This is a genomic window from Escherichia sp. E4702, assembly GCF_963883545.1.
Taxonomy (GTDB): domain Bacteria; phylum Pseudomonadota; class Gammaproteobacteria; order Enterobacterales; family Enterobacteriaceae; genus Escherichia.
Genome location: NZ_CAWORF010000036.1, coordinates 224,789 through 245,587, shown reverse-complemented (window position 1 = coordinate 245,587; position 20,799 = coordinate 224,789). Strand labels below are relative to the sequence as shown.

Annotated in this window: 24 protein-coding genes and 1 pseudogene; 22 read left to right on the top strand and 3 right to left on the bottom strand. The window is 54.2% G+C overall.

Translation table 11 applies throughout. The features are described from left to right. Window positions 1-15: 15 nt before the first annotated feature. Window positions 16-324: a hypothetical protein gene (locus AACU94_RS22365; protein ID WP_130221348.1), complete on the bottom strand. Its 309-nt coding sequence runs from the start codon at window positions 322-324 to the stop codon at window positions 16-18. A gap of 264 nt (window positions 325-588) precedes the next feature. Next, window positions 589-834 (bottom strand): sulfurtransferase TusA, encoded by a 246-nt coding sequence (gene tusA, locus AACU94_RS22360; RefSeq protein ID WP_000130621.1) that lies wholly within the window; start codon window positions 832-834, stop codon window positions 589-591. Window positions 835-1,055: 221 nt separating this feature from the next. Between tusA and AACU94_RS22355 the strand changes: the two genes are divergently transcribed. Together AACU94_RS22355 and dcrB are read left to right on the top strand one after the other, a co-directional pair. Then, window positions 1,056-1,721 (top strand): 7-cyano-7-deazaguanine/7-aminomethyl-7-deazaguanine transporter, encoded by a 666-nt coding sequence (locus AACU94_RS22355; RefSeq protein WP_130221347.1) that lies wholly within the window; start codon window positions 1,056-1,058, stop codon window positions 1,719-1,721. 72 nt (window positions 1,722-1,793) lie between these two features. Then, a complete protein-coding gene (dcrB, locus tag AACU94_RS22350) occupies window positions 1,794-2,351 on the top strand; it encodes a phage sensitivity protein DcrB (RefSeq protein ID WP_130221346.1) in 558 nt (185 codons plus the stop codon). A 3-nt stretch (window positions 2,352-2,354) separates the two neighbouring features. Here dcrB and AACU94_RS22345 read toward each other — a convergent pair whose 3' ends face one another. After that, complete coding sequence (locus AACU94_RS22345; RefSeq protein ID WP_135405466.1) at window positions 2,355-3,605, bottom strand: MFS transporter; 1,251 nt, start codon at window positions 3,603-3,605, stop codon at window positions 2,355-2,357. 98 nt (window positions 3,606-3,703) lie between these two features. Between AACU94_RS22345 and AACU94_RS22340 the strand changes: the two genes are divergently transcribed. The 20 genes and pseudogenes from AACU94_RS22340 (at window position 3,704) to acpT (ending at window position 20,750) form a co-directional block, all read left to right on the top strand. Beyond that, complete coding sequence (locus AACU94_RS22340) at window positions 3,704-4,753, top strand: AI-2E family transporter (protein ID WP_130209100.1); 1,050 nt, start codon at window positions 3,704-3,706, stop codon at window positions 4,751-4,753. A gap of 393 nt (window positions 4,754-5,146) precedes the next feature. Beyond that, complete coding sequence (locus AACU94_RS22335; protein ID WP_130209208.1) at window positions 5,147-5,524, top strand: hypothetical protein; 378 nt, start codon at window positions 5,147-5,149, stop codon at window positions 5,522-5,524. 68 nt (window positions 5,525-5,592) lie between these two features. Then, window positions 5,593-6,651 (top strand): methyltransferase, encoded by a 1,059-nt coding sequence (locus AACU94_RS22330; RefSeq protein ID WP_130235625.1) that lies wholly within the window; start codon window positions 5,593-5,595, stop codon window positions 6,649-6,651. A gap of 40 nt (window positions 6,652-6,691) precedes the next feature. Further along, window positions 6,692-7,414 (top strand): beta-ketoacyl synthase chain length factor, encoded by a 723-nt coding sequence (locus AACU94_RS22325; RefSeq protein WP_130217766.1) that lies wholly within the window; start codon window positions 6,692-6,694, stop codon window positions 7,412-7,414. After that, window positions 7,411-8,232 carry a lysophospholipid acyltransferase family protein gene (locus tag AACU94_RS22320; RefSeq protein WP_135488636.1) on the top strand — a complete coding sequence of 274 codons (822 nt, stop codon included), beginning with the start codon at window positions 7,411-7,413 and terminating at the stop codon, window positions 8,230-8,232. The genes AACU94_RS22325 and AACU94_RS22320 overlap by 4 nt, the downstream gene beginning before the upstream one ends. Continuing rightward, on the top strand, window positions 8,207-8,464 hold the full coding sequence (locus tag AACU94_RS22315; RefSeq protein ID WP_047643688.1) for a phosphopantetheine-binding protein: 258 nt from the start codon (window positions 8,207-8,209) through the stop codon (window positions 8,462-8,464). The genes AACU94_RS22320 and AACU94_RS22315 overlap by 26 nt, the downstream gene beginning before the upstream one ends. Before the next feature lie 11 nt (window positions 8,465-8,475). Next, a complete protein-coding gene (locus AACU94_RS22310) occupies window positions 8,476-8,727 on the top strand; it encodes an acyl carrier protein (protein ID WP_000139646.1) in 252 nt (83 codons plus the stop codon). 4 nt (window positions 8,728-8,731) lie between these two features. Next, a complete protein-coding gene (locus AACU94_RS22305; protein WP_135488635.1) occupies window positions 8,732-9,313 on the top strand; it encodes a COG4648 family protein in 582 nt (193 codons plus the stop codon). Beyond that, window positions 9,310-10,671: an AMP-binding protein gene (locus AACU94_RS22300; RefSeq protein ID WP_135488634.1), complete on the top strand. Its 1,362-nt coding sequence runs from the start codon at window positions 9,310-9,312 to the stop codon at window positions 10,669-10,671. The genes AACU94_RS22305 and AACU94_RS22300 overlap by 4 nt, the downstream gene beginning before the upstream one ends. Then, window positions 10,658-11,011: a 3-hydroxyacyl-ACP dehydratase FabZ family protein gene (locus AACU94_RS22295; protein ID WP_024225041.1), complete on the top strand. Its 354-nt coding sequence runs from the start codon at window positions 10,658-10,660 to the stop codon at window positions 11,009-11,011. Before AACU94_RS22300 ends, AACU94_RS22295 begins: the two co-directional genes overlap by 14 nt. Continuing rightward, on the top strand, window positions 11,002-12,678 hold the full coding sequence (locus AACU94_RS22290; protein WP_135488633.1) for a glycosyltransferase family 2 protein: 1,677 nt from the start codon (window positions 11,002-11,004) through the stop codon (window positions 12,676-12,678). Before AACU94_RS22295 ends, AACU94_RS22290 begins: the two co-directional genes overlap by 10 nt. 3 nt (window positions 12,679-12,681) lie before the next feature. Then, window positions 12,682-13,104, top strand: a complete 423-nt coding sequence (locus AACU94_RS22285) for an acyl-CoA thioesterase (protein ID WP_000930891.1) — start codon at window positions 12,682-12,684, stop codon at window positions 13,102-13,104. After that, complete coding sequence (locus tag AACU94_RS22280; RefSeq protein ID WP_130217780.1) at window positions 13,101-13,706, top strand: LolA family protein; 606 nt, start codon at window positions 13,101-13,103, stop codon at window positions 13,704-13,706. The genes AACU94_RS22285 and AACU94_RS22280 overlap by 4 nt, the downstream gene beginning before the upstream one ends. Next, window positions 13,675-15,991 (top strand): annotated as a pseudogene (locus AACU94_RS22275) (MMPL family transporter). The gene AACU94_RS22280 and the pseudogene AACU94_RS22275 overlap by 32 nt, the downstream one beginning before the upstream one ends. Continuing rightward, window positions 15,988-16,572 carry a DUF3261 domain-containing protein gene (locus AACU94_RS22270; protein WP_135488632.1) on the top strand — a complete coding sequence of 195 codons (585 nt, stop codon included), beginning with the start codon at window positions 15,988-15,990 and terminating at the stop codon, window positions 16,570-16,572. Before AACU94_RS22275 ends, AACU94_RS22270 begins: the two are co-directional and overlap by 4 nt. A 1-nt stretch (window position 16,573) precedes the next feature. Continuing rightward, complete coding sequence (locus AACU94_RS22265) at window positions 16,574-17,743, top strand: beta-ketoacyl-[acyl-carrier-protein] synthase family protein (RefSeq protein WP_135488631.1); 1,170 nt, start codon at window positions 16,574-16,576, stop codon at window positions 17,741-17,743. Next, window positions 17,740-18,204, top strand: coding sequence for an ApeP family dehydratase (locus AACU94_RS22260; protein ID WP_130217786.1), 465 nt, complete (start codon window positions 17,740-17,742; stop codon window positions 18,202-18,204). The genes AACU94_RS22265 and AACU94_RS22260 overlap by 4 nt, the downstream gene beginning before the upstream one ends. Next, the gene (locus tag AACU94_RS22255) at window positions 18,204-18,935 is read left to right on the top strand and encodes a 3-ketoacyl-ACP reductase FabG2 (protein ID WP_000091664.1); all 732 of its coding nucleotides are present in this window, start codon (window positions 18,204-18,206) and stop codon (window positions 18,933-18,935) included. The genes AACU94_RS22260 and AACU94_RS22255 overlap by 1 nt, the downstream gene beginning before the upstream one ends. Further along, window positions 18,932-20,161: a beta-ketoacyl-ACP synthase gene (locus AACU94_RS22250; protein WP_000198472.1), complete on the top strand. Its 1,230-nt coding sequence runs from the start codon at window positions 18,932-18,934 to the stop codon at window positions 20,159-20,161. The genes AACU94_RS22255 and AACU94_RS22250 overlap by 4 nt, the downstream gene beginning before the upstream one ends. A gap of 1 nt (window position 20,162) precedes the next feature. Continuing rightward, window positions 20,163-20,750, top strand: coding sequence for a 4'-phosphopantetheinyl transferase AcpT (acpT, locus tag AACU94_RS22245; RefSeq protein WP_135385378.1), 588 nt, complete (start codon window positions 20,163-20,165; stop codon window positions 20,748-20,750). The last annotated feature ends 49 nt before the right edge of the window (window positions 20,751-20,799 follow it).

Here is a 20,799-nt window from a genome sequence, read left to right as displayed (position 1 = left end):
CTCTGGCTATCAGGCTTAGTGCTGAGGCGGGAACGGCGGCATGGTCAGGAAAGCGTAATATAGCGCTAACATCAGAATGACGGAGATAACACTGAATGCTGCAACCAGACGGGATGCTAATGATGGCCTTTTGAACATCAACCACAGGGCATAAGCAAGCCCGACACCGTTAAGTAAAGGTAAAAATATCATTAGCCAGAGCCAACCCCAGGCAAGTACCCCCAGCCATCCCCCCATGATGATAAAAACAGGCATCAGCCAATTGGGGGCGAATATCGCCAGCAATCCCAGCAATCCCAGACAAACTGGAATTAAATAATCCATTTGTGCATTCCATTACACTTGCGTGCCGGACGCGGCGTGAACGCCTTATCTGGCCTACACAGAGCATCGAACTCGTAGGCATGATAAGACGCGACAGCGTCGCATCAGGCATTGTGCACCGTTTCGCAGATGCAGCTTGAACGCTTTATCCGTCCTACCAAACCAGTTGCAAGCCGCAACATTGAGCACGTTCGGTCCCCTCGCCCCTCTGGGGAGAGGGTTAGGGGGTGAGGAAAAGGCGGCATCGAAGCCAATCAGCCCCTATCAACCGCCTTTACGAATCAAATAACGATAAGGCAAGCCATCCGTCTCTTTAGCAACCAGTTCGTGTTCCATAAAGGTACAAAACCCAGGAATATCGCGAGTCGTCGCCGGATCATCGGCAATAATCAGCAACGTTTCGCCAGGCTGCATATTGCGCACGGTTTTGCGCACCATCATCACCGGTTCCGGGCAGCGCAGGCCAAGCGCGTCGAGTGTGTGGTCAGGGCTGGAAAAGAGATCGGTCATTTTCTTCTCATCACATAAAAAAACGGCGCTAGTTTACGCTCTGTATGTCCGTTAGCAAACCAGGTTAACGATTGCGTGAAAATTAGCCATTGCATTGTCAACGTAAAGCAGTATCATGCGGCGGCTCGAAAAAAGGGTAAGAACGTTATTTCATCAAGGTAAAATAGCGTGTCGTACGTATTGGGTTCCCTCACCCCAATGGTTAATCAAAAAGGTAAAATATGAACGTTTCAACACAACCACTGCGCTACAAGGCGTTGTTCTGGTTATCGTTATTTCATCTGCTGGTGATCACCTCCAGTAACTATCTGGTTCAGCTTCCGGTCTCCATTTTTGGTTTTCACACCACCTGGGGTGCGTTTAGCTTTCCGTTTATTTTTCTTGCTACCGACCTGACCGTGCGTATTTTTGGCGCACCGCTGGCCCGTCGTATCATCTTTGCGGTGATGATCCCGGCGTTATTGATCTCCTATGTCATCTCGTCGCTGTTCTATATGGGTTCATGGCAGGGATTCGGTGCTCTCGCCCACTTCAACCTGTTTGTCGCTCGTATCGCTACTGCCAGCTTTATGGCCTACGCGCTGGGGCAGATCCTCGACGTGCATGTCTTTAACCGCCTGCGTCAGAGTCGTCGCTGGTGGCTGGCGCCGACGGCGTCCACGCTGTTTGGTAACGTCAGCGATACACTGGCATTCTTCTTCATTGCTTTCTGGCGGAGTCCGGATGCCTTTATGGCCGAACACTGGATGGAAATCGCGCTGGTTGATTACTGTTTCAAAGTGTTAATCAGCATCGTTTTTTTCCTGCCAATGTATGGCGTATTACTCAATATGCTATTGAAAAGACTGGCAGATAAATCCGAAATCAACGCTTTGCAGGCGAGTTAAAGGTTCGTTATCAGACTTGTGATAAGATGGATGAATGAGCCGTTATGGCCGTTTATCGAAAGGAAGATGTCAATGCGCAATCTGGTTAAATATGTCGGAATTGGCCTGCTGGTTATGGGGCTTGCGGCCTGTGATGATAAAGACACTAACACTACAGCGGAAGGTACAGTCGCGGAAAGTAACGCTACCGCGAATCCCGTCAACCTGCTTGATGGCAAGTTAAGCTTCTCGCTGCCAGCGGATATGACCGACCAGAGCGGTAAGCTGGGAACACAGGCCAATAACATGCACGTCTGGTCCGACGCCACCGGGCAGAAAGCGGTGATTGTTATTATGGGCGATGATCCGAAAGAAGACCTGGCTGTGCTGGCGAAGCGTCTGGAAGATCAGCAACGTAGCCGCGATCCACAGCTGCAAGTGGTGACCAACAAAGCCATTGAGCTGAAAGGTCACAAAATGCAGCAGTTAGACAGCGTTATCTCTGCTAAAGGCCAGACGGCGTACTCTTCCGTCATTCTGGGTAACGTGGGCAACCAACTGCTGACAATGCAAATCACACTGCCTGCTGACGATCAGCAAAAAGCGCAGACCACCGCAGAAAACATCATTAACACGCTGGTTATTCAGTAAGTTTTAAGATGACGAAACGGCCTCAGGTGCTTCCACCGGAGGCCGTTTTTTTAATCGCCACGTCAGCAATAACGCGATTGCGACCAGCCCAGCCGCCGCCAGATAAATCACCGGTACGCCCGCCCAACTCATCACCAGCCCTGCCAATGGTCCGGTCACGCCAAGCGATAAATCCATAAATACGGTGTAGGTTGCCAGCGCCGCCCCCTGATTCTGCTGCGGCACCGCTTTGACCGCCACTACGCCCAATGCCGGGAACACCAGCGAAAAGCCCGCCCCCGCCAGTAAGACGCCGATTTTCGCCATCCACGGCATAGTCGCCACGCCAACCAGCAGCAGGCCGATTATCTCTACACTAAAACAGAGCATCGCCACGTTTAAGCCACCCATGCGGTTTATGCCGTTAGGGAATAACAATCGCGTTCCAACAAACGCACAGCTAAACAACGTCAGCGCGAAGGCCGCACCGTCCCAGCCTTTAGCGTCATAAAACAGCGTGATAAAGGTGGCGATAACGCCAAACCCGGCGGAAGCCAACGCCAGCGCCATACCGTACAGCCAGACGCGCCCAAGCACCGCGCGAAACGGCAGAGGTTTGCCTTTACTGGCTTTCACCGTAGGACGCGGTATTGCCAACAAAATAGCCACCAGCGCCACGCCCATAATGATTAATGCTAACGCCTGCAAACCGCCCCAGTGATAAAACACCACACCTAACGGCGCGCCCATCGCCATCGCTCCGTAAGTGACAATGCCATTCCACGAAATCACTCGCCCGATATGCAGCGAACCGACCACGCCAACGCCCCACAGTGTCGACCCCGTTCCGGCAAAACTTTGCCCAATCCCAAGAATCACGCGCCCCAGGCAAAGTAATAACAGACTGATAATTGGCAGACTGGCGGTTAACCCAGCCACCAGATAACCCAGCCCGCTCAAAAAGCAGCCGCACAAACCGAAGACGACAATCTTTTTTGGCCCCAGCAAATCAGCATAACGCCCGGCATGAGGACGACTCAGCAACGTGGCGAAATATTGCAGACTGATAACCAACCCCGCCCAGAAGGCGCTAAAGCCCATCACATCATGGACATAGCCCGGTAGCACGGCGAGCGGTAACCCAATGGTCAGATAGCTGGCGAAGTTAAACATGACAATGGAGACAATGCGCAAATTCAGGCGCATTCCGTTAAGCGCCGGTTCGGCAACAGGTACGGGCATGAGGAGCACCACATTTTTACAACAGTGTTTCATTTTTACCACGTGGTGGCGTGTAAATCAGCAAGAAGAATCAGAATATTGCTGGCGTGACTCCCGCTACACTTAATACAAAAAGTCATAAGGAAGCCCCAATGGAAACATCTCAACCCGATAAAACGGGCATGCACATTCTACTCAAGCTGGCTTCACTGGTAGTAATCCTCGCGGGTATTCACGCAGCGGCAGATATCATTGTGCAATTGTTACTGGCGCTGTTTTTCGCCATCGTCCTCAATCCACTGGTGACCTGGTTTATTCGTCGCGGAGTTCAGCGTCCCGTTGCCATTACGATTGTGGTCGTAGTGATGTTGATTGCGCTTACTGCGCTGGTCGGTGTGTTGGCGGCATCGTTTAACGAGTTCATCTCTATGCTGCCGAAGTTTAATAAGGAGCTGACGCGCAAGCTTTTTAAATTGCAGGAGATGCTGCCTTTTCTTAATTTGCATATGTCGCCGGAACGAATGTTGCAGCGGATGGATTCAGAAAAAGTGGTTACCTTCACCACCGCTTTAATGACCGGGCTTTCCGGGGCCATGGCGAGCGTACTTCTGCTGGTGATGACCGTTGTTTTTATGCTGTTTGAAGTACGCCACGTCCCTTACAAAATGCGTTTTGCGTTGAATAACCCACAGATTCACATCGCCGGATTACACCGCGCATTAAAAGGCGTTTCGCATTATCTGGCATTAAAAACGCTGCTAAGTTTATGGACGGGCGTTATCGTCTGGCTGGGATTGGCGCTGATGGGCGTGCAGTTTGCGCTGATGTGGGCGGTACTGGCGTTTTTACTCAACTACGTCCCCAATATCGGCGCGGTAATTTCCGCCGTACCGCCAATGATTCAGGTGCTGCTGTTTAATGGTGTTTACGAATGTATTCTGGTCGGCGCATTGTTTTTAGTTGTCCATATGGTCATCGGCAATATTTTAGAACCACGGATGATGGGCCATCGTCTGGGGATGTCCACCATGGTGGTATTTCTTTCGTTGTTGGTTTGGGGATGGCTGCTCGGTCCGGTAGGAATGCTACTCTCGGTGCCATTAACCAGCGTCTGTAAAATCTGGATGGAAACCACGAAAGGCGGTAGCAAACTGGCGATTTTACTGGGGCCGGGAAGGCCGAAAAGTCGATTACCAGGTTAATAGCGCATCCTGATCAGGCAATGGCTGCTGTTTATCTAACGGTGGCCATTTGATTTGAGGAAATGATGCAATATTATTCAGAAAATTAATTTCTAAAAACCACTCCTTAAGTCAAATATATATAAACACCGAATAATCATTAAATTCCCATCCCAGAGAACGCACTGATTATATTGTGTTATTTTTATTGCCTCATTTTTCTCACTCACTTATAGTTGGTCCCCGCTGGCAGTAATTTAGTCATCTCAAAATGATTTGCTCTGATGTGCACTTACTGACTTATCTCATAAGTAAATTTTTCGCTAAATAAAGAATAGTGAGACCAGCAATTACAGTTAAATCCTGCTTTACTCGTAAAAACAATACTTTAATGGGGTTATAATGAAACACTACATGAAATGGTTTGCTGCTATTGCTGTTGTGGGCGCTTTAGCGGGTTGTGCGCGTACTGCGCCAATTGATCAAGTTCACTCAACCGTCAGCGCCGGTCATACTCAGGATCAAGTTAAAAAAGCGATTCTGAAAGCTGGCGTTGAACGCAAATGGATTATGTCCGAAGCCGGACAAGGTGTAATTAAAGCACGTCAACAATCACGCGATCATTCAGCAGAAATTCGCATTAACTACACGGCATCCAGCTACGATATCAATTATGAAAATAGTCAGAACCTGCAAGCATCAGGCGGACAAATTCATAAAAACTATAATCGCTGGGTCCGCAATCTCGACAAAGATATTCAACTGAATTTGTCGGCTGGCGCAGATTTGTAATTTCCCCTAAAGTCGGGCCGCTTCGGTCCGATAATAATTTAATTCCCTCTTAACAGGTTGTGCCCAACATGTACGAACAGGATTCTCTTAGCGCACTGGATGCGATTACCGAAGCTCAACGCATTGCCTTTGCCCCCATGCTTTTTCAAACAGCTCTCTGCCTGCGTAATGCGGGTGTACTTTCTTATCTGGATCGGCAAGGCAAACATGGCGCAACGCTGGCTGATATCACCGAAAATAGTCATATCAACGAATATGCTGCCAGCGTTCTGTTAGATATGGGCTTAAGCGGGCGAATTATTACCTGCAAAGAGGGAATTTATTACCTGGCGAAAATCGGTCATTACCTCCTGCATGACACCATGACGCGCGTGAATATGGATTTTACCCAGGATGTCTGTTATCAGGGGCTATTCTTCCTCGCCGATTCACTCAATGAAGGCAAACCTTCCGGGTTAAAAGTATTTGGCGACTGGCCGACGATATATCCGGCACTTTCACAATTACCGGATGCCGCCCGTGAAAGCTGGTTCGCCTTTGATCATTACTATTCAGATGGCGCATTTAACGCCGCACTGCCTTATGTATTCGCCAACAACCCCACAACCTTGTACGATGTAGGCGGCAATACCGGTAAGTGGGCTTTGCGCTGCTGTAAATACAACGAAAACATCACCGTTACGTTATTAGATCTGCCACAACAAATCGTGCTCGCCAAAGAAAATATCGCGAATGCAGGCTTTTCTGATCGTATAGATTTCCATGCTGTGGATATGCTAAGCGATGCGCCGTTACCGGGCGAGGCTGATATCTGGTGGATGAGTCAATTTTTAGACTGTTTTTCACCCGAACAAATAATTAGCATACTCAGCAAAGTTGCCAGCGTAATGAAGCCCGGCGCAAAACTTTGCATTATGGAGTTGTTCTGGGATGCGCAGCGGTTTGAAGCGGCATCGTTTAGTCTGAATGCCTCCTCACTTTATTTCACCTGCATGGCAAACGGTAACAGCCGTTTCTATAGCGCAGAGAAATTTTACGACTATCTGAATAAAGCAGGATTTCAGGTAGCAGAGCGCCACGATAATTTAGGCGTTGGGCATACCTTACTGATATGCCAAAAGAAATAATCGTCACTTAATAATTTTGGTTTACCGCGGGCGCGCGTTGATGAAATTTACATTAAATATTACCGACTGGAAGGCACTGGCGCCTGGACTTAGCGAAGCCCAGCAATGGCAAGCATGGTCGCGCCAGCCGTGGGCGGTTGACCCTGCTGCACCGTTGGCAAAATTATGCGAATTGCCAATGATGACCGCCCGCCGTCTCAGTTCTGGCAGCAAACTGGCCGTGGAGTGCGGTCTGGCAATGCTACGCCGCCATCAGCCAGGTGCCGTTTTGTATACCAGTCGTCATGGCGAACTAGAACGCAATTACCGCATTGTTCATGCACTGGCAACCGAACAGGCACTCTCTCCGACAGACTTCGCGCTCTCCGTACACAACTCTTCCGTGGGTAACCTGACCATTGCGGCCAAACAACCGATCGTTTCGTCATCGCTTTCGGCTGGTCGCGACAGTTTCCAGCAAGGTTTATGTGAAGTGCTTAGCCTGTTACAAGCGGGATACCAGCGCGTGTTGATGGTCGATTTTGATGGCTTTCTGCCTGAGTTCTATCACCCACAACTGCCAGCAGAAATGCCGACCTGGCCGTACGCCGTCGCGCTGGTGATTGAAGCTGGCGATGACTGGCAATGTGAAACACAGCCAGTCATTGCGGGCAATGAAACATCACTGCCGCAAAGCATGTTGTTTTTACAGCACTTTTTACAAAACGTTGATAAATTTTCACTGCCTGGCGAGCGCGTGCAATGGCGCTGGAGCCGCAGATGAGTAAGCTGATGTCGCGCCTGGAGTGGACATGGCGACTGGTTATGACCGGGTTGTGTTTTGCCCTGTTTGGCCTCGGCGGACTACTGCTCTCTGTTGTGTGGTTTAACGTATTGTTGGTTTTGGTGTGGGATACTTCCCGCCGCCGTCGTTTGGCGCGTCGCAGCATTGCCGCCAGTTTTCGCCTGTTTTTAACAGTCGCAAAAGGGCTTGGCGTGCTGGATTATCGGATTAATGGGGCTGAAATCTTACGTCAGGAACGCGGTTGCCTCGTCGTAGCCAATCATCCCACGCTAATCGATTACGTACTGCTGGCGTCAGTCATGCCAGAAACTGACTGCCTGGTGAAAAGCGCGCTGTTAAAAAATCCTTTTCTTGGCGGCGTCGTGCGGGCGGCAGATTATTTAATCAACAGCGAAGCTGAAACCCTGTTACCCCGCTGCCAACAGAGACTGGCACAGGGTGACACTATCCTGATTTTCCCCGAAGGCACGCGAACGAAGCCCGGTGAAAAAATGACGTTGCAGCGCGGGGCGGCGAATATTGCCGTGCGCTGCGCCAGCGATTTACGCATCGTGACGATCGGCTGTAGCGAGCATCTGCTGGATAAACAAAGTAAATGGTATGACGTTCCGCCTGCCAGGCCGTTTTTTACGGTTGAAGTCCGTGCGCGGGTAGAAATCAATAAATTTTACGATGCAACTTCACAAGAACCGGCGCTGGCAGCAAGGCAGCTAAACCGGCATCTTTTGCTTCAATTACAACAAGGTTGTTTACCTCTCTCAGGAATAAATAATGCAAGCGCTTTATCTGGAAATTAAAAACCTCATCATCAGCACCCTCAATCTGGACGAGTTGACGCCTGATGATATCGATACCGATGCGCCGCTGTTCGGCGACGGTTTAGGGCTGGATTCCATCGATGCCCTGGAACTGGGGCTGGCAGTGAAAAATGAATATGGCGTTGTACTTTCTGCGGAAAGTGAAGAGATGCGTCAGCACTTTTTCTCCGTCGCCACTCTGGCCTCTTTCATTGCTGCGCAACGTGCCTGAGGAAAGCCATCATGACAGAACAACAAACCGTCTATCAGGAAGTCTCAGCCCTGCTGGTTAAGCTGTTTGAAATCGATCCGCAGGACATCAAACCTGAAGCGCGCCTGTACGAAGATCTGGAACTGGACAGCATCGACGCCGTTGACATGATTGTGCACCTGCAAAAGAAAACCGGTAAGAAAATCAAGCCGGAAGAGTTTAAAGCAGTGCGTACAGTCCAGGATGTCGTAGAGGCCGTAGAACGCCTGCTACAAGAAGCCTGATCTGATGTCGGGCATTCGCTCGCTACCGATTATTAAGCTGCTGACCGGATTATTGCTGCTCACCTGGCCGTTTGTGATTTGGCTTGGTTTGGCACATAACGGCCTGCATTGGCTGTTGCCGCTGATGGCGCTGCTGCTTTTGTTGCGCCTGCGCCAGACCCGTCGCCAGGCGGGGCCGCTACAAGCCGTAACACAAATCGTCGCTGTCGTAGGCATCGCCTTGTGTGTCGCCAGCTTTGCGTTGAAAACGCACCAGCTACTGCTGTTTTACCCGGTAGTGGTTAATACGGTAATGCTGGCGGTTTTTGGCGGTTCGCTGTGGTCGGAAATGCCGATAGTTGAGCGGCTGGCGCGTTTGCAGGAGCCAGACCTTCCGGAAAAGGGCGTGCGCTATACCCGCCACGTCACGCAAATCTGGTGCGGCTTTTTCATCATTAACGGCGGAATTGCCCTCTTTACCGCGCTACATGGCGATATGTCGTTATGGACCGCCTGGAACGGCATGATTGCTTATTTGTTGATGGGAACATTAATGGCTGGTGAATGGCTGGTGCGCCGTCAGGTGATGAAAAGAGATCGCTCATGAAGCAGACCTTACCGCTTGCACGCTGGCTGACTGCGCCACGCCCTGATGACACGCCCATTGCATGGCTGGACGAAAGCTCCTGGACGCTGGGCGATTTGCGTCACGATGTCGCGCAACTTATCTGCCGCTTGCAGCAACAGCCGGGTGAACGCTGGGCGCTGTGCTTTGAGAACAGCTATCTGTTTATCGTTGCCCTGCTCGCCACGCTACACGCCGGAAAAACACCGGTGCTTCCGGGGCATAACCGCGTCATCCAGCTTAATGAGCAACGTGAACTGTTCGATGGTGTGCTTAGCGACAGCGAGCTTAACTGGCAAGGTTCATTGCTATTGGTAGCAAGTTCCCCACAAGTCGCGACACAATCATTCACCTTTGCCGCTATAGCGCCAGACGCTTATATCGAGCTGTTTACCTCCGGTTCCACGGGGCAGCCGAAGCGGGTGATTAAACCTGTTCATTTGCTGGACCGTGAAGCAGAACTGCTGGCTGAACGATTAGGCGCACGTCTTGCCGGATGTCGTGTCGTCGGTTCCGTATTGCCGCAGCATTTGTACGGCCTGACTTTTCGCATTTTCTTGCCCATGGCGCTGGGATTACCGCTGCACGCCGCCATGCTCTGGTATGTCGAACAGTTTGCCGCGTTGAGTCATCAGCATCGCTATATCTTCATCAGCAGCCCGGCATTTTTGAAGCGTCTGGATGCTCAGCTATCCCCGCCGCCTGTTCAGGTGCTTCTCTCTGCTGGCGGTGAGCTACCGTGGCAGGATGTACAACACACCGCAAGCTGGCTACGCGTCTGGCCTGATGAAATCTACGGCAGCACGGAAACCGGCGTCATCGCCTGGCGTTACCGCGAACAAGAGCAGCGACGCTGGCTGCCCTTTCCAGGTATGCAGTTCCAGGCTGAAGGTGATGCTTTTCGCCTCTTTTCACCGCTGATGGCGGAAGATAACGGCCTGTTGCTCGACGATACCTTACAGTTTAGCGAAGACGGCCAGTTCCATCTGATGGGGCGTCGCGGACGCATCGTTAAGATTGAAGAAAAACGCATTTCACTCCAGGAAGTGGAACAACGTCTGCTGGCGCTGGACGGCATTCGCGAGGCGGCGGCAGTTCCCGTTACGCGCGGCGGGCGTCAGTGCATTGGCGTTTTGCTGGTGCTGGATGATGAAGCTCATCTGCAATGGCAAAACGGCGGCGGCCATAGCCAGGAAATGGCCTGGCGGCGATTACTGCGCCCGACGCTGGAGCCAGTTGCCATTCCGCGTTACTGGCGCGTTATTGATGAAATGCCAGTAAACAGTATGAACAAGCGTGTCTATGCGCAATTACAGGAGTTATTTCATGAAGCCCCATGAAATCGAGCGCCATCAGGCACAAGCGAATCACCTTGAGATTGTTTTGCATCTCAGGGCAGATCTGTTCTGGTTTCGCGGTCATTTTGCCGTGCAACCATTACTCCCTGGCGTGGCGCAAATCGACTGGGCGATGAGCTACGCGCTCACTCTGCTCGCGCCTGGCTGGCGTTTTCACTCCATTCAGAACATAAAATTCCAGTCTCCGTTGCTGCCGGAAAACCGCGTCACGCTCACGCTTAACTGGCAGGAAGATCGCCAGATTCTGAGCTTTAGCTATCAGCGTCACGACGGTGACGCCCGCCACACCGCCAGTAGCGGGAAGATCCGCCTATGTCGGTAAACTTTTCTCCCTGCGTGTTGATCCCCTGCTACAACCACGGTGAGATGATGCCGGGCGTGCTGGCGCGTCTTAAGCCATTTAATCTGCCCTGTATTGTGGTGGATGACGGCAGCGATGCCGCCACGCAACAGCAACTGGATAATCTGCTTGCCGAACAGCCTGGCGTGACCTTAATTCGCTTAGCAGAAAACGCAGGCAAAGGCGCGGCGGTGATGCGTGGCTTACAGGCGGCGGCAGACGCAGGCTTCAGCCATGCAGTACAGGTGGATGCTGACGGTCAGCACGCGATTGAAGATATCCCCAAACTGCTAACACTTGCCGAACAGCACCCTGCGGCGCTGATCTCCGGCCAGCCGATTTACGATGACTCCATCCCCCGCTCACGGCTGTACGGGCGCTGGGTCACCCATGTCTGGGTATGGATAGAAACGCTCTCCCTGCAACTGAAAGACAGTATGTGCGGCTTTCGCGTTTATCCGGTCACGCCGACGCTGCAACTGGCAAAACACGCCACCATCGGCAAGCGGATGGATTTCGACACCGAAGTGATGGTGCGCCTCTACTGGCAGGGAAATACCAGTTATTTCGTGCCGACCCGCGTCACCTATCCGCTGGACGGGCTTTCGCATTTTGATGCCCTGAAAGATAACGTCCGCATCTCGCTCATGCACACGCGTCTGTTTTTCGGCATGTTGCCGCGTATTCCTTCACTGCTGATGCGCCGCTCTTCCAGCCACTGGGCGCGGCAGAGTGAGGTGAAAGGGTTATGGGGAATGCGCCTGATGCTGCTGGTCTGGCGTCTGCTGGGAAGAACGGCGTTTAGCGCGCTGCTTTATCCGGTGGTGGGCGTCTACTGGCTCACTGCTTCTCGTGCGCGCAAAGCGTCGCAAGACTGGCTCGCCCGTGTACGACAGCATCAACCACAGGCAGCAAAACTCAACAGCTATCAGCACTTTCTACGTTTCGGCAACGCCATGCTCGACAAAATCGCCAGCTGGCGCGGCGAGCTACAACTGGGGCGCGATGTGCTGTTTGCGCCAGGCGCTGAAGCGGCACTTAACGTCAGCGATCCGCGCGGCAAATTGCTGTTGGCCTCGCATCTTGGCGATGTCGAAGTGTGCCGGGCGCTGGCGAAAATTCAGGGCTACAAAACCATTAACGCGCTGGTGTTTAGCGAAAACGCCCAACGCTTTAAACAGATAATGCAGGAGATGGCTCCGCAGGCAGGCATTAACCTGATGCCGGTGACGGATATCGGCCCGGAAACCGCCATCCTGCTGAAAGAAAAGCTGGATAACGGCGAATGGGTGGCGATTGTCGGTGACCGCATCGCCGTCAACCCGCAACGCGGCGGCGACTGGCGCGTCTGCTGGAGTCCGTTTATGGGCCAGCCTGCGCCCTTCCCACAGGGGCCGTTTATTCTCGCGTCCATTTTGCGCTGCCCGGTGAATCTAATTTTCGCCCTACGCCAGCACGGCAAGCTGCATATTCACTGCGAAACCTTTGCCGACCCACTGCTGTTGCCGCGTGGCGAACGCCAACAGGCGCTGCAAAACGCTATCGACCACTACGCCGCGCGTCTGGAACATTACGCGCTCCAGTCGCCCCTCGACTGGTTTAATTTTTTCGATTTCTGGCAACTGCCGGAAATTCAGGACAAGGAGTAAAGGGTGCTTAACGATCCCCGATTTACCGCTGAAGTCGAGCTGACCATTCCCTTTCACGACGTCGATATGATGGGCGTGGCCTGGCACGGTAACTATTTTCGCTACTTTGAAGTGGCCCGCGAGGCGCTGCTCAACCAGTTCAATTACGGCTATCGGCAGATGAAAGAGTCAGGTTATTTGTGGCCAGTGGTCGATGCGCGGGTGAAATATCGCCACGCCCTCACCTTTGAGCAGCGCATCCGCGTGCGTGCGCATATCGAAGAGTTCGAAAACCGTCTGCGGATTGGCTATCAGATTTTCGATGCCGAAACGGGCAAACGCGCCACCACCGGATACACCATTCAGGTCGCGGTCGACGAGCAAAGTCGCGAACTGTGCTTTGTCAGCCCCGATATTCTGTTTGAACGCATGGGAGTCAAACCATGAAATTTTTACCGCTGCTGGCGCTGCTGATTAGCCCGTTTGTGAGCGCCCTGACCCTGGACGATCTTCAGCAACGCTTTACCGAACAACCGGTGATCCGCGCCCATTTCGATCAAACCCGGACGATTAAAGATCTGCCGCAGCCGCTGCGATCGCAGGGCCAGATGTTGATCGCCCGCGACCATGGGTTATTGTGGGATCAAACCTCACCGTTCCCCATGCAGCTATTGCTGGACGATAAACGCATGGTGCAGGTGATCAACGGTCAGCCGCCGCAAATCATCACGGCAGAAAATAACCCGCAGATGTTCCAGTTTAACCACCTGCTGCGCGCGCTGTTCCAGGCCGATCGCAAAGTGCTGGAACAAAACTTCCGCGTCGAATTTGCCGACAAAGGCGAAGGCCGCTGGACGCTGCGCCTGACCCCAACCACCACGCCGCTGGATAAAATTTTCAACACCATCGATCTCGCCGGGCAAACCTATCTGGAGAGCATTCAACTCAATGATAAACAGGGCGATCGCACCGATATCGCTCTTACCCAACATCAACTGACGCCAGCGCAACTGACCGATGACGAACGCCAACGTTTTGCCGCCCAGTAAACGCCCCGCGCTGTTATGGGGGATCGTCTGCCTGGTCATGGCGGCGGCGTTGCTGATTCTGCTGCCGCAATCACGGCTGAACAGTAGCGTGCTGGCAATGTTACCCAAACAGGCGATGGGCGATATTCCCCCAGCGCTGAATGACGGCTTTATGCAGCGTCTGGACCGCCAACTGGTGTGGCTGGTCAGCCCCGGTAAAGAGGCTAATCCCAGAGTCGCTCAGGAATGGCTGACGCTGCTGCAAAATCCGCTGCGCTCGGCGACGTTAAAGGGCCAATGGATGCCGCCAGCCAGCAAGCGTGGGGAGCGTTTTTCTGGCAGCACCGCAACGGCCTGATTGACCCCGACACTCGCGCCCGCCTGCAAAACGGCGGCGAAGCGCAGGCGCAGTGGATCCTCTCCCAGCTTTATTCCGCGTTCTCCGGGGTAAGCGGCAAAGAGTTGCAAAACGATCCGCTGATGTTAATGCGCGGCTCGCAGCTGGCGATGGCGAAAAACGGCCAGCGTTTGCGGCTGATGGACGGCTGGCTGGTGACGCAGGATCCCCAGGGCAACTACTGGTATCTGCTGCACGGCGAACTGGCGGGATCGTCGTTTGATATGCAGCAAACCCACCAGCTGATCACGACCCTGAATACGCTGGAAAAAGATCTAAAAACGCGTTACCCGCAGGCGCAGTTGCTCTCGCGCGGCACGGTGTTTTACAGCGATTACGCCAGCCAACAGGCGAAGCAGGACATCTCCACCCTGGGTGTGGCAACGCTGCTGGGGGTGATATTGCTGATTGTGGCGGTGTTCCGCTCTTTACGTCCGTTGCTGCTCTGCGTGATTTCCATCGGCATCGGCGCGCTGGCGGGAACGGTCGCCACATTGTTGATTTTCGGTGAATTACACCTGATGACGCTGGTGATGAGCATGAGCGTTATCGGCATTTCCGCTGACTACACGCTCTATTACCTCACCGAGCGGATGGTGCACGGCAACGATGTTTCGCCGTGGCAAAGCCTGGCGAAAGTGCGTAATGCCCTGCTGCTGGCGCTGCTCACCACCGTGGCGGCGTATCTGATTATGATGCTCGCCCCTTCCCCGGCATTCGCCAGATGGCGATTTTTGCCGCCGTCGGGTTAAGCGCCTCCTGTCTGACCGTCCTGTTCTGGCATCCGTGGCTGTGCCGTGGCCTGCCGGTGCGTCCGGTTCCGGCGATGGCGCTGATGCTGCGCTGGCTGGCGGCATGGCGGCGTAATAAAAAACTGTCGCTGGGTCTGCCCGTCGCGCTGGCGCTGTTTTCGCTGGCAGGGATGTCAATGCTGCGCGTCGATGACGATATCTCGCAGTTACAGGCGCTGCCGCAGCATATTCTGGCGCAGGAAAAAGCCATTACCGCCCTGACCGGACAAAGCGTCGATCAAAAATGGTTTGTGGTTTACGGCGATTCGCCACAGCAAACATTGGGACGGCTGGAGACATTTACCGCTTCGCTGGAGAAAGCGAAAAAAGACGGCCTTATCAGCAACTACCGCACTATTCCGCTGAACTCCCTGGCGCGGCAGGAGGAAGATTTACATCTGCTGAAAACGGCTACCCCGACGGTAACGAAAGCACTGCAAAACGCCGGGATGATGGCAGTGAAACCAGACCTCAACGCCATGCCGGTGAAGGTTGATGAATGGCTGGCAAGCCCCGCCAGTGAAGGCTGGCGTCTGCTGTGGCTGACGCTGGAAAACGGCGCAAGCGGCGTGCTGGTGCCGGTTGAAGGGGTTAAAAATAGTGCGGCGCTACAGGAAATCTCCACATATTACCCTTGCGGCATTGCCTGGGTTGATCGCAAAAGCACCTTTGATGAATTGTTCGCACTTTACCGCTACGTCTTAACCGGCTTGTTGCTGGTGGCGCTGGCGGTGATTGCCTGCGGCGCGGTAGCTCGCCTCGGCTGGCGCAAAGGGCTTATCAGCCTGGTGCCTTCGGTGCTTTCGCTGAGCTGCGGTCTGGCGGTGCTGGCGATGAGCGGGCAGGCGGTGAATCTCTTTTCGCTGCTGGCGCTGGTGCTGGTGCTTGGCATCGGTATCAACTACACGCTGTTTTTCAGTAATCCGCGCGGTACACCATTAACTTCGCTACTGGCGATCACGCTGGCAATGCTCACCACCTTGCTGACGCTGGGAATGCTGGTATTCAGCGCCACTCAGGCCATCAGCAGTTTTGGCATTGTGCTGGTGAGCGGTATTTTCACCGCCTTCCTGCTTTCGCCGCTGGCTATGCCCGATAAAAAGAGAACAAAAAAATGATCAAACCCACATTCTGGCGAGCGTTCGCCCTGACCGCTACGCTTATCCTCACCGGCTGTAGCCACTCACAGCCGGAACAGGAAGGCCGCCCGCAGGCATGGCTGCAACCAGGCACGCGCATCACGCTGCCGGCACCAGGGATTTCACCCGCCGTCAATTCCCAGCAACTGTTGACCGGCAGCTTCAACGGCAAAACCCAGTCGCTGCTAGTGATGCTTAACGCCGACGACCAGAAAATCACCCTTGCCGGGCTGTCGTCGGTCGGCATTCGCCTGTTTCTGGTGACCTACGATGCGCAAGGGCTACGCGCCGAGCAATCCATCGTCGTCCCACAGTTACCGCCCGCAAGTCAGGTACTGGCTGACGTGATGCTCAGCCACTGGCCGATTAGCGCCTGGCAACTGCAACTTCCCGCAGGATGGACGCTTCGCGACAACGGTGACAAACGCGAGCTGCGTAACGCCAGCGGCAAGCTGGTCACGGAAATCACCTATCTGAATCGCAAGGGCAAACGCGTGCCAATCAGCATTGAGCAGCATGTCTTTAAATACCACATCACCATTCAATACTTAGGTGACTGATATGATTTATATTTCCGCCGTCGGCATGATCAACGCCCTGGGAAATAACCTTGACGAAATCGCAGCCAACCTGACTCGCGGTGTTGCTCCCGGAATGCGCCCGCGCGCAGGCTGGTTGCAGGGGCATCCGCAGGCGGTCCTGGCTGGCGTGGATGGCGAGCTTCCGCTTATCCCCGAAAAATTTGCTGCGCACCGCTCGCGCAACAATCAGATCCTGCTGGCGGCGCTGGCGCAGATCCAACCGCAGGTTGATGACGCTATCGCGAAATATGGTCACGAGCGCATCGCGATTGTACTTGGCACCAGCACCTCCGGCCTGCATGAGGGCGACACGCACGTTAACCTGCGCACCAACGGACAGCCGAGCACCACATGGCACTACGCGCAACAAGAACTCGGCGATCCGTCGCGTTTTCTCAGCCACTGGCTGGCGCTCGACGGCCCGGCCTATACCCTTTCAACCGCCTGCTCCTCCAGTGCCAGAGCGATGATCAGCGGGCGCAGACTTATCGAAGCGGGGCTGGTCGATGCCGCCATTGTGGGTGGCGCAGATACCCTGAGCCGAATGCCGATTAACGGTTTTCACAGCCTCGAATCGCTGTCGCCAACCTTATGTCAGCCGTTTGGTCGTGACCGCGCAGGTATCACCATTGGTGAAGGGGCGGGGCTAATGCTGCTGACCCGCGAACCGCAGCCCATCGCGTTGCTGGGCGTTGGTGAATCAAGCGACGCTTATCATATTTCGGCCCCGCATCCGCAGGGCGAAGGGGCGATCCGCGCTATTAATCAGGCGCTGACCGATGCGCAGCTTACGCCAGATGACGTCGGCTATATCAACCTGCACGGCACCGCCACACAACTCAACGATCAGATTGAATCAATGGTAGTTAACGCCCTGTTTGGCGAACGTGTACCGTGCAGCTCCACCAAACATTTGACCGGACACACGCTGGGCGCGGCGGGCATTACCGAGGCGGCAATCAGCATGTTGATCTTACAGCGTGATTTACCGCTGCCCGCTCAGGACTTCAGCCTGTCGCCACGCGATCCCACGCTGCCACCGTGCGGCATTATCGAAAAACCACAGCCGCTGGCACGTCCGGTGATCCTGTCCAATTCCTTCGCCTTTGGCGGCAATAACGCCAGCATTCTGCTCGGGAGGGTTTCGTGAGCCACTATTTATCACCCGGCGCTTATCTGCCCCACGACGCGCCCATGTTACTGCTGGAAGACGTGGTGAGCGTCAGCGATGACAGCGCGGTCTGCCGCGTAACAGTCTCGCCCAGTGGCGTACTGGCACCGTTTCTCGACCCGGACGGCAATCTCCCTGGCTGGTTTGCCCTTGAACTGATGGCGCAAACCGTCGGCGTCTGGTCTGGCTGGCATCGCCACCAGCAGGGCAAAAACAGTATTGAGTTAGGGATGGTACTGGGCGCGCGTGAATTGCTTTGCACCACTGGCATTCTGCCCGCAGGCCAGACGCTGACCATTACCGTCAAACTGCTGATGCAAGACGATCGCTTCGGCAGTTTTGAGTGCAGCATCAACGACGGCGAGGCGACGGGCCGCATTAACACCTTCCAGCCGACCGCGGAAGAACTTACCACCCTGTTTCAACAAGGAGCGTCCTGATGAGTCGTTCAGTTCTGGTTACTGGTGCCAGCAAAGGCATTGGTCGCGCCATCGCCTGCCAACTGGCGGCAGACGGCTTTAACATTGGCGTTCACTATCACCGTGACGCCACAGGCGCTCAGGAAACGCTGAATGCCATTGTCGCCAACGGGGGTAACGGGCGTTTGCTCAGTTTCGACGTCGCAAACCGCGAACAGTGTCGGGAAGTGCTGGAGCACGAGATCGCGCAACACGGTGCCTGGTACGGCGTGGTTAGTAACGCCGGGATCGCCCGCGATGCCGCTTTTCCGGCTTTAAGCGATGACGACTGGGATGCGGTGATCCACACCAACCTCGACAGTTTTTACAACGTCATTCAGCCGTGCATTATGCCGATGATCGGCGCACGCCAGGGTGGGCGCATCATCACGCTATCCTCGGTTTCCGGCGTAATGGGCAATCGCGGCCAGGTGAATTACAGCGCTGCCAAAGCCGGAATTATCGGCGCAACAAAAGCGCTGGCTATCGAACTCGCGAAGCGCAAAATCACCGTCAACTGCATCGCGCCGGGGCTTATTGATACCGGGATGATCGAAATGGAAGAGAGCGCCCTGAAAGAGGCAATGTCGATGATCCCCATGAAACGCATGGGCCAGGCGGAAGAAGTTGCCGGGCTTGCCAGCTATTTAATGTCTGATATTGCGGGTTACGTCACCCGCCAGGTTATTTCCATCAACGGAGGGATGTTATGACACGTCGCGTAGTGATTACAGGAATGGGCGGCGTGACTGCCTTTGGTGAAAACTGGCAGGACGTTTCCGCGCGTCTGCTGGCGTATGAGAATGCAGTACGCAAAATGCCAGAGTGGCAGGTCTACGATGGTCTGCACACCCTGCTTGGCGCGCCTGTTGATGATTTCACGCTACCGGAGCACTACACCCGCAAGCGTATCCGTGCGATGGGCCGCGTGTCGCAAATGTCGACCCGCGCCAGCGAACTAGCGTTAGAGCAGGCAGGGTTGATTGGCGATCCGATATTAACCAGCGGCGAAACGGGCATTGCGTACGGTTCATCGACCGGCAGTACCGGCCCGGTAAGCGAGTTCGCCACCATGCTGACGGAAAAGCACACCAATAACATCACTGGCACCACCTATGTGCAGATGATGCCGCACACCACCGCTGTTAATACTGGCCTCTTTTTCGGCCTGCGCGGGCGGGTGATCCCAACCTCCAGCGCCTGTACCTCCGGCAGCCAGGCGATCGGTTATGCGTGGGAAGCCATTCGCCACGGTTATCAAACGGTGATGGTTGCCGGTGGTGCCGAAGAGTTATGCCCTTCAGAAGCGGCGGTGTTTGATACCCTTTTTGCCACCAGCCAGCACAATGATGCGCCGAAAACCACACCTTCACCGTTCGATGAAAACCGCGACGGACTGGTGATTGGTGAAGGCGCAGGTACGCTCATTCTCGAAGAACTGGAGCACGCCAAAGCGCGCGGCGCGACCATTTACGGTGAAATCGTCGGCTTTGCGACTAACTGCGACGCGGCACATATTACCCAGCCGCAGCGCGAAACCATGCAGTATTGTATGGAGCAATCGCTGAAAATCGCCGGGTTAAGCGCACAAGATATCGGCTATATTTCGGCGCATGGCACGGCGACCGATCGTGGTGATATGGCAGAAAGTCTGGCGACAGCAACCATTTACGGTGATAATGTGCCGCTCTCCTCGCTGAAAAGTTATTTTGGTCATACGCTTGGTGCCTGTGGCGCGCTCGAAGCCTGGATGAGTCTGCAAATGATGCGCGAAGGTTGGTTTGCGCCTACGCTAAACCTGAATAAACCAGACCCGAACTGTGGCGCGCTGGATTACATCATGCATGAAGCCCGCAAGGTTGATTGTGAGTTTTTGCAGAGTAACAACTTTGCCTTTGGCGGCATTAATACATCCATCATCATTAAACGTTGGCCCTGATATGTATCGGATAGTTCTGGGGAAAGTTTCGACCTTAAGCGCAGCTCCACTGCCACCGGCTTTACGCGATCAAGCACCGCAAGGTCCACGACGCGAACGTTGGCTGGCGGGGCGTGCATTGCTTTCGCACACGCTTTCCCCGCTACCGGAGATCATCTATGGCGAACAAGGCAAACCTGCATTCGCGCCGGAAACGCCGCTATGGTTCAACTTAAGCCATAGCGGTGACGATATCGCCCTGCTGTTGAGCGATGAAGGCGAAGTCGGCTGCGATATCGAAGTGATTCGCCCGCGCGCCAACTGGCGCTGGCTGGCGAACGCGGTGTTCAGCCTCGGGGAACACGCTGAGATGGACGCCGTGCATCCTGATCAGCAGCTGGAAATGTTCTGGCGCATCTGGACGCGTAAAGAAGCCATCGTTAAACAGCGTGGCGGCAGCGCCTGGCAGATCGTCAGCGTAGACAGCACCTATCAGTCCTCGCTGTCAGTCAGCCATTGCCAGCTCGACAATTTAAGCCTGGCAATCTGCACCCCTACCCCCTTTACGCTCACTGCCGACAGTGTGCAATGGATCGATTCAGTTAACTGATCCGCCCACCCGACTGTCCATCTCTTGATCCAGAACAGGTAATCAGTAT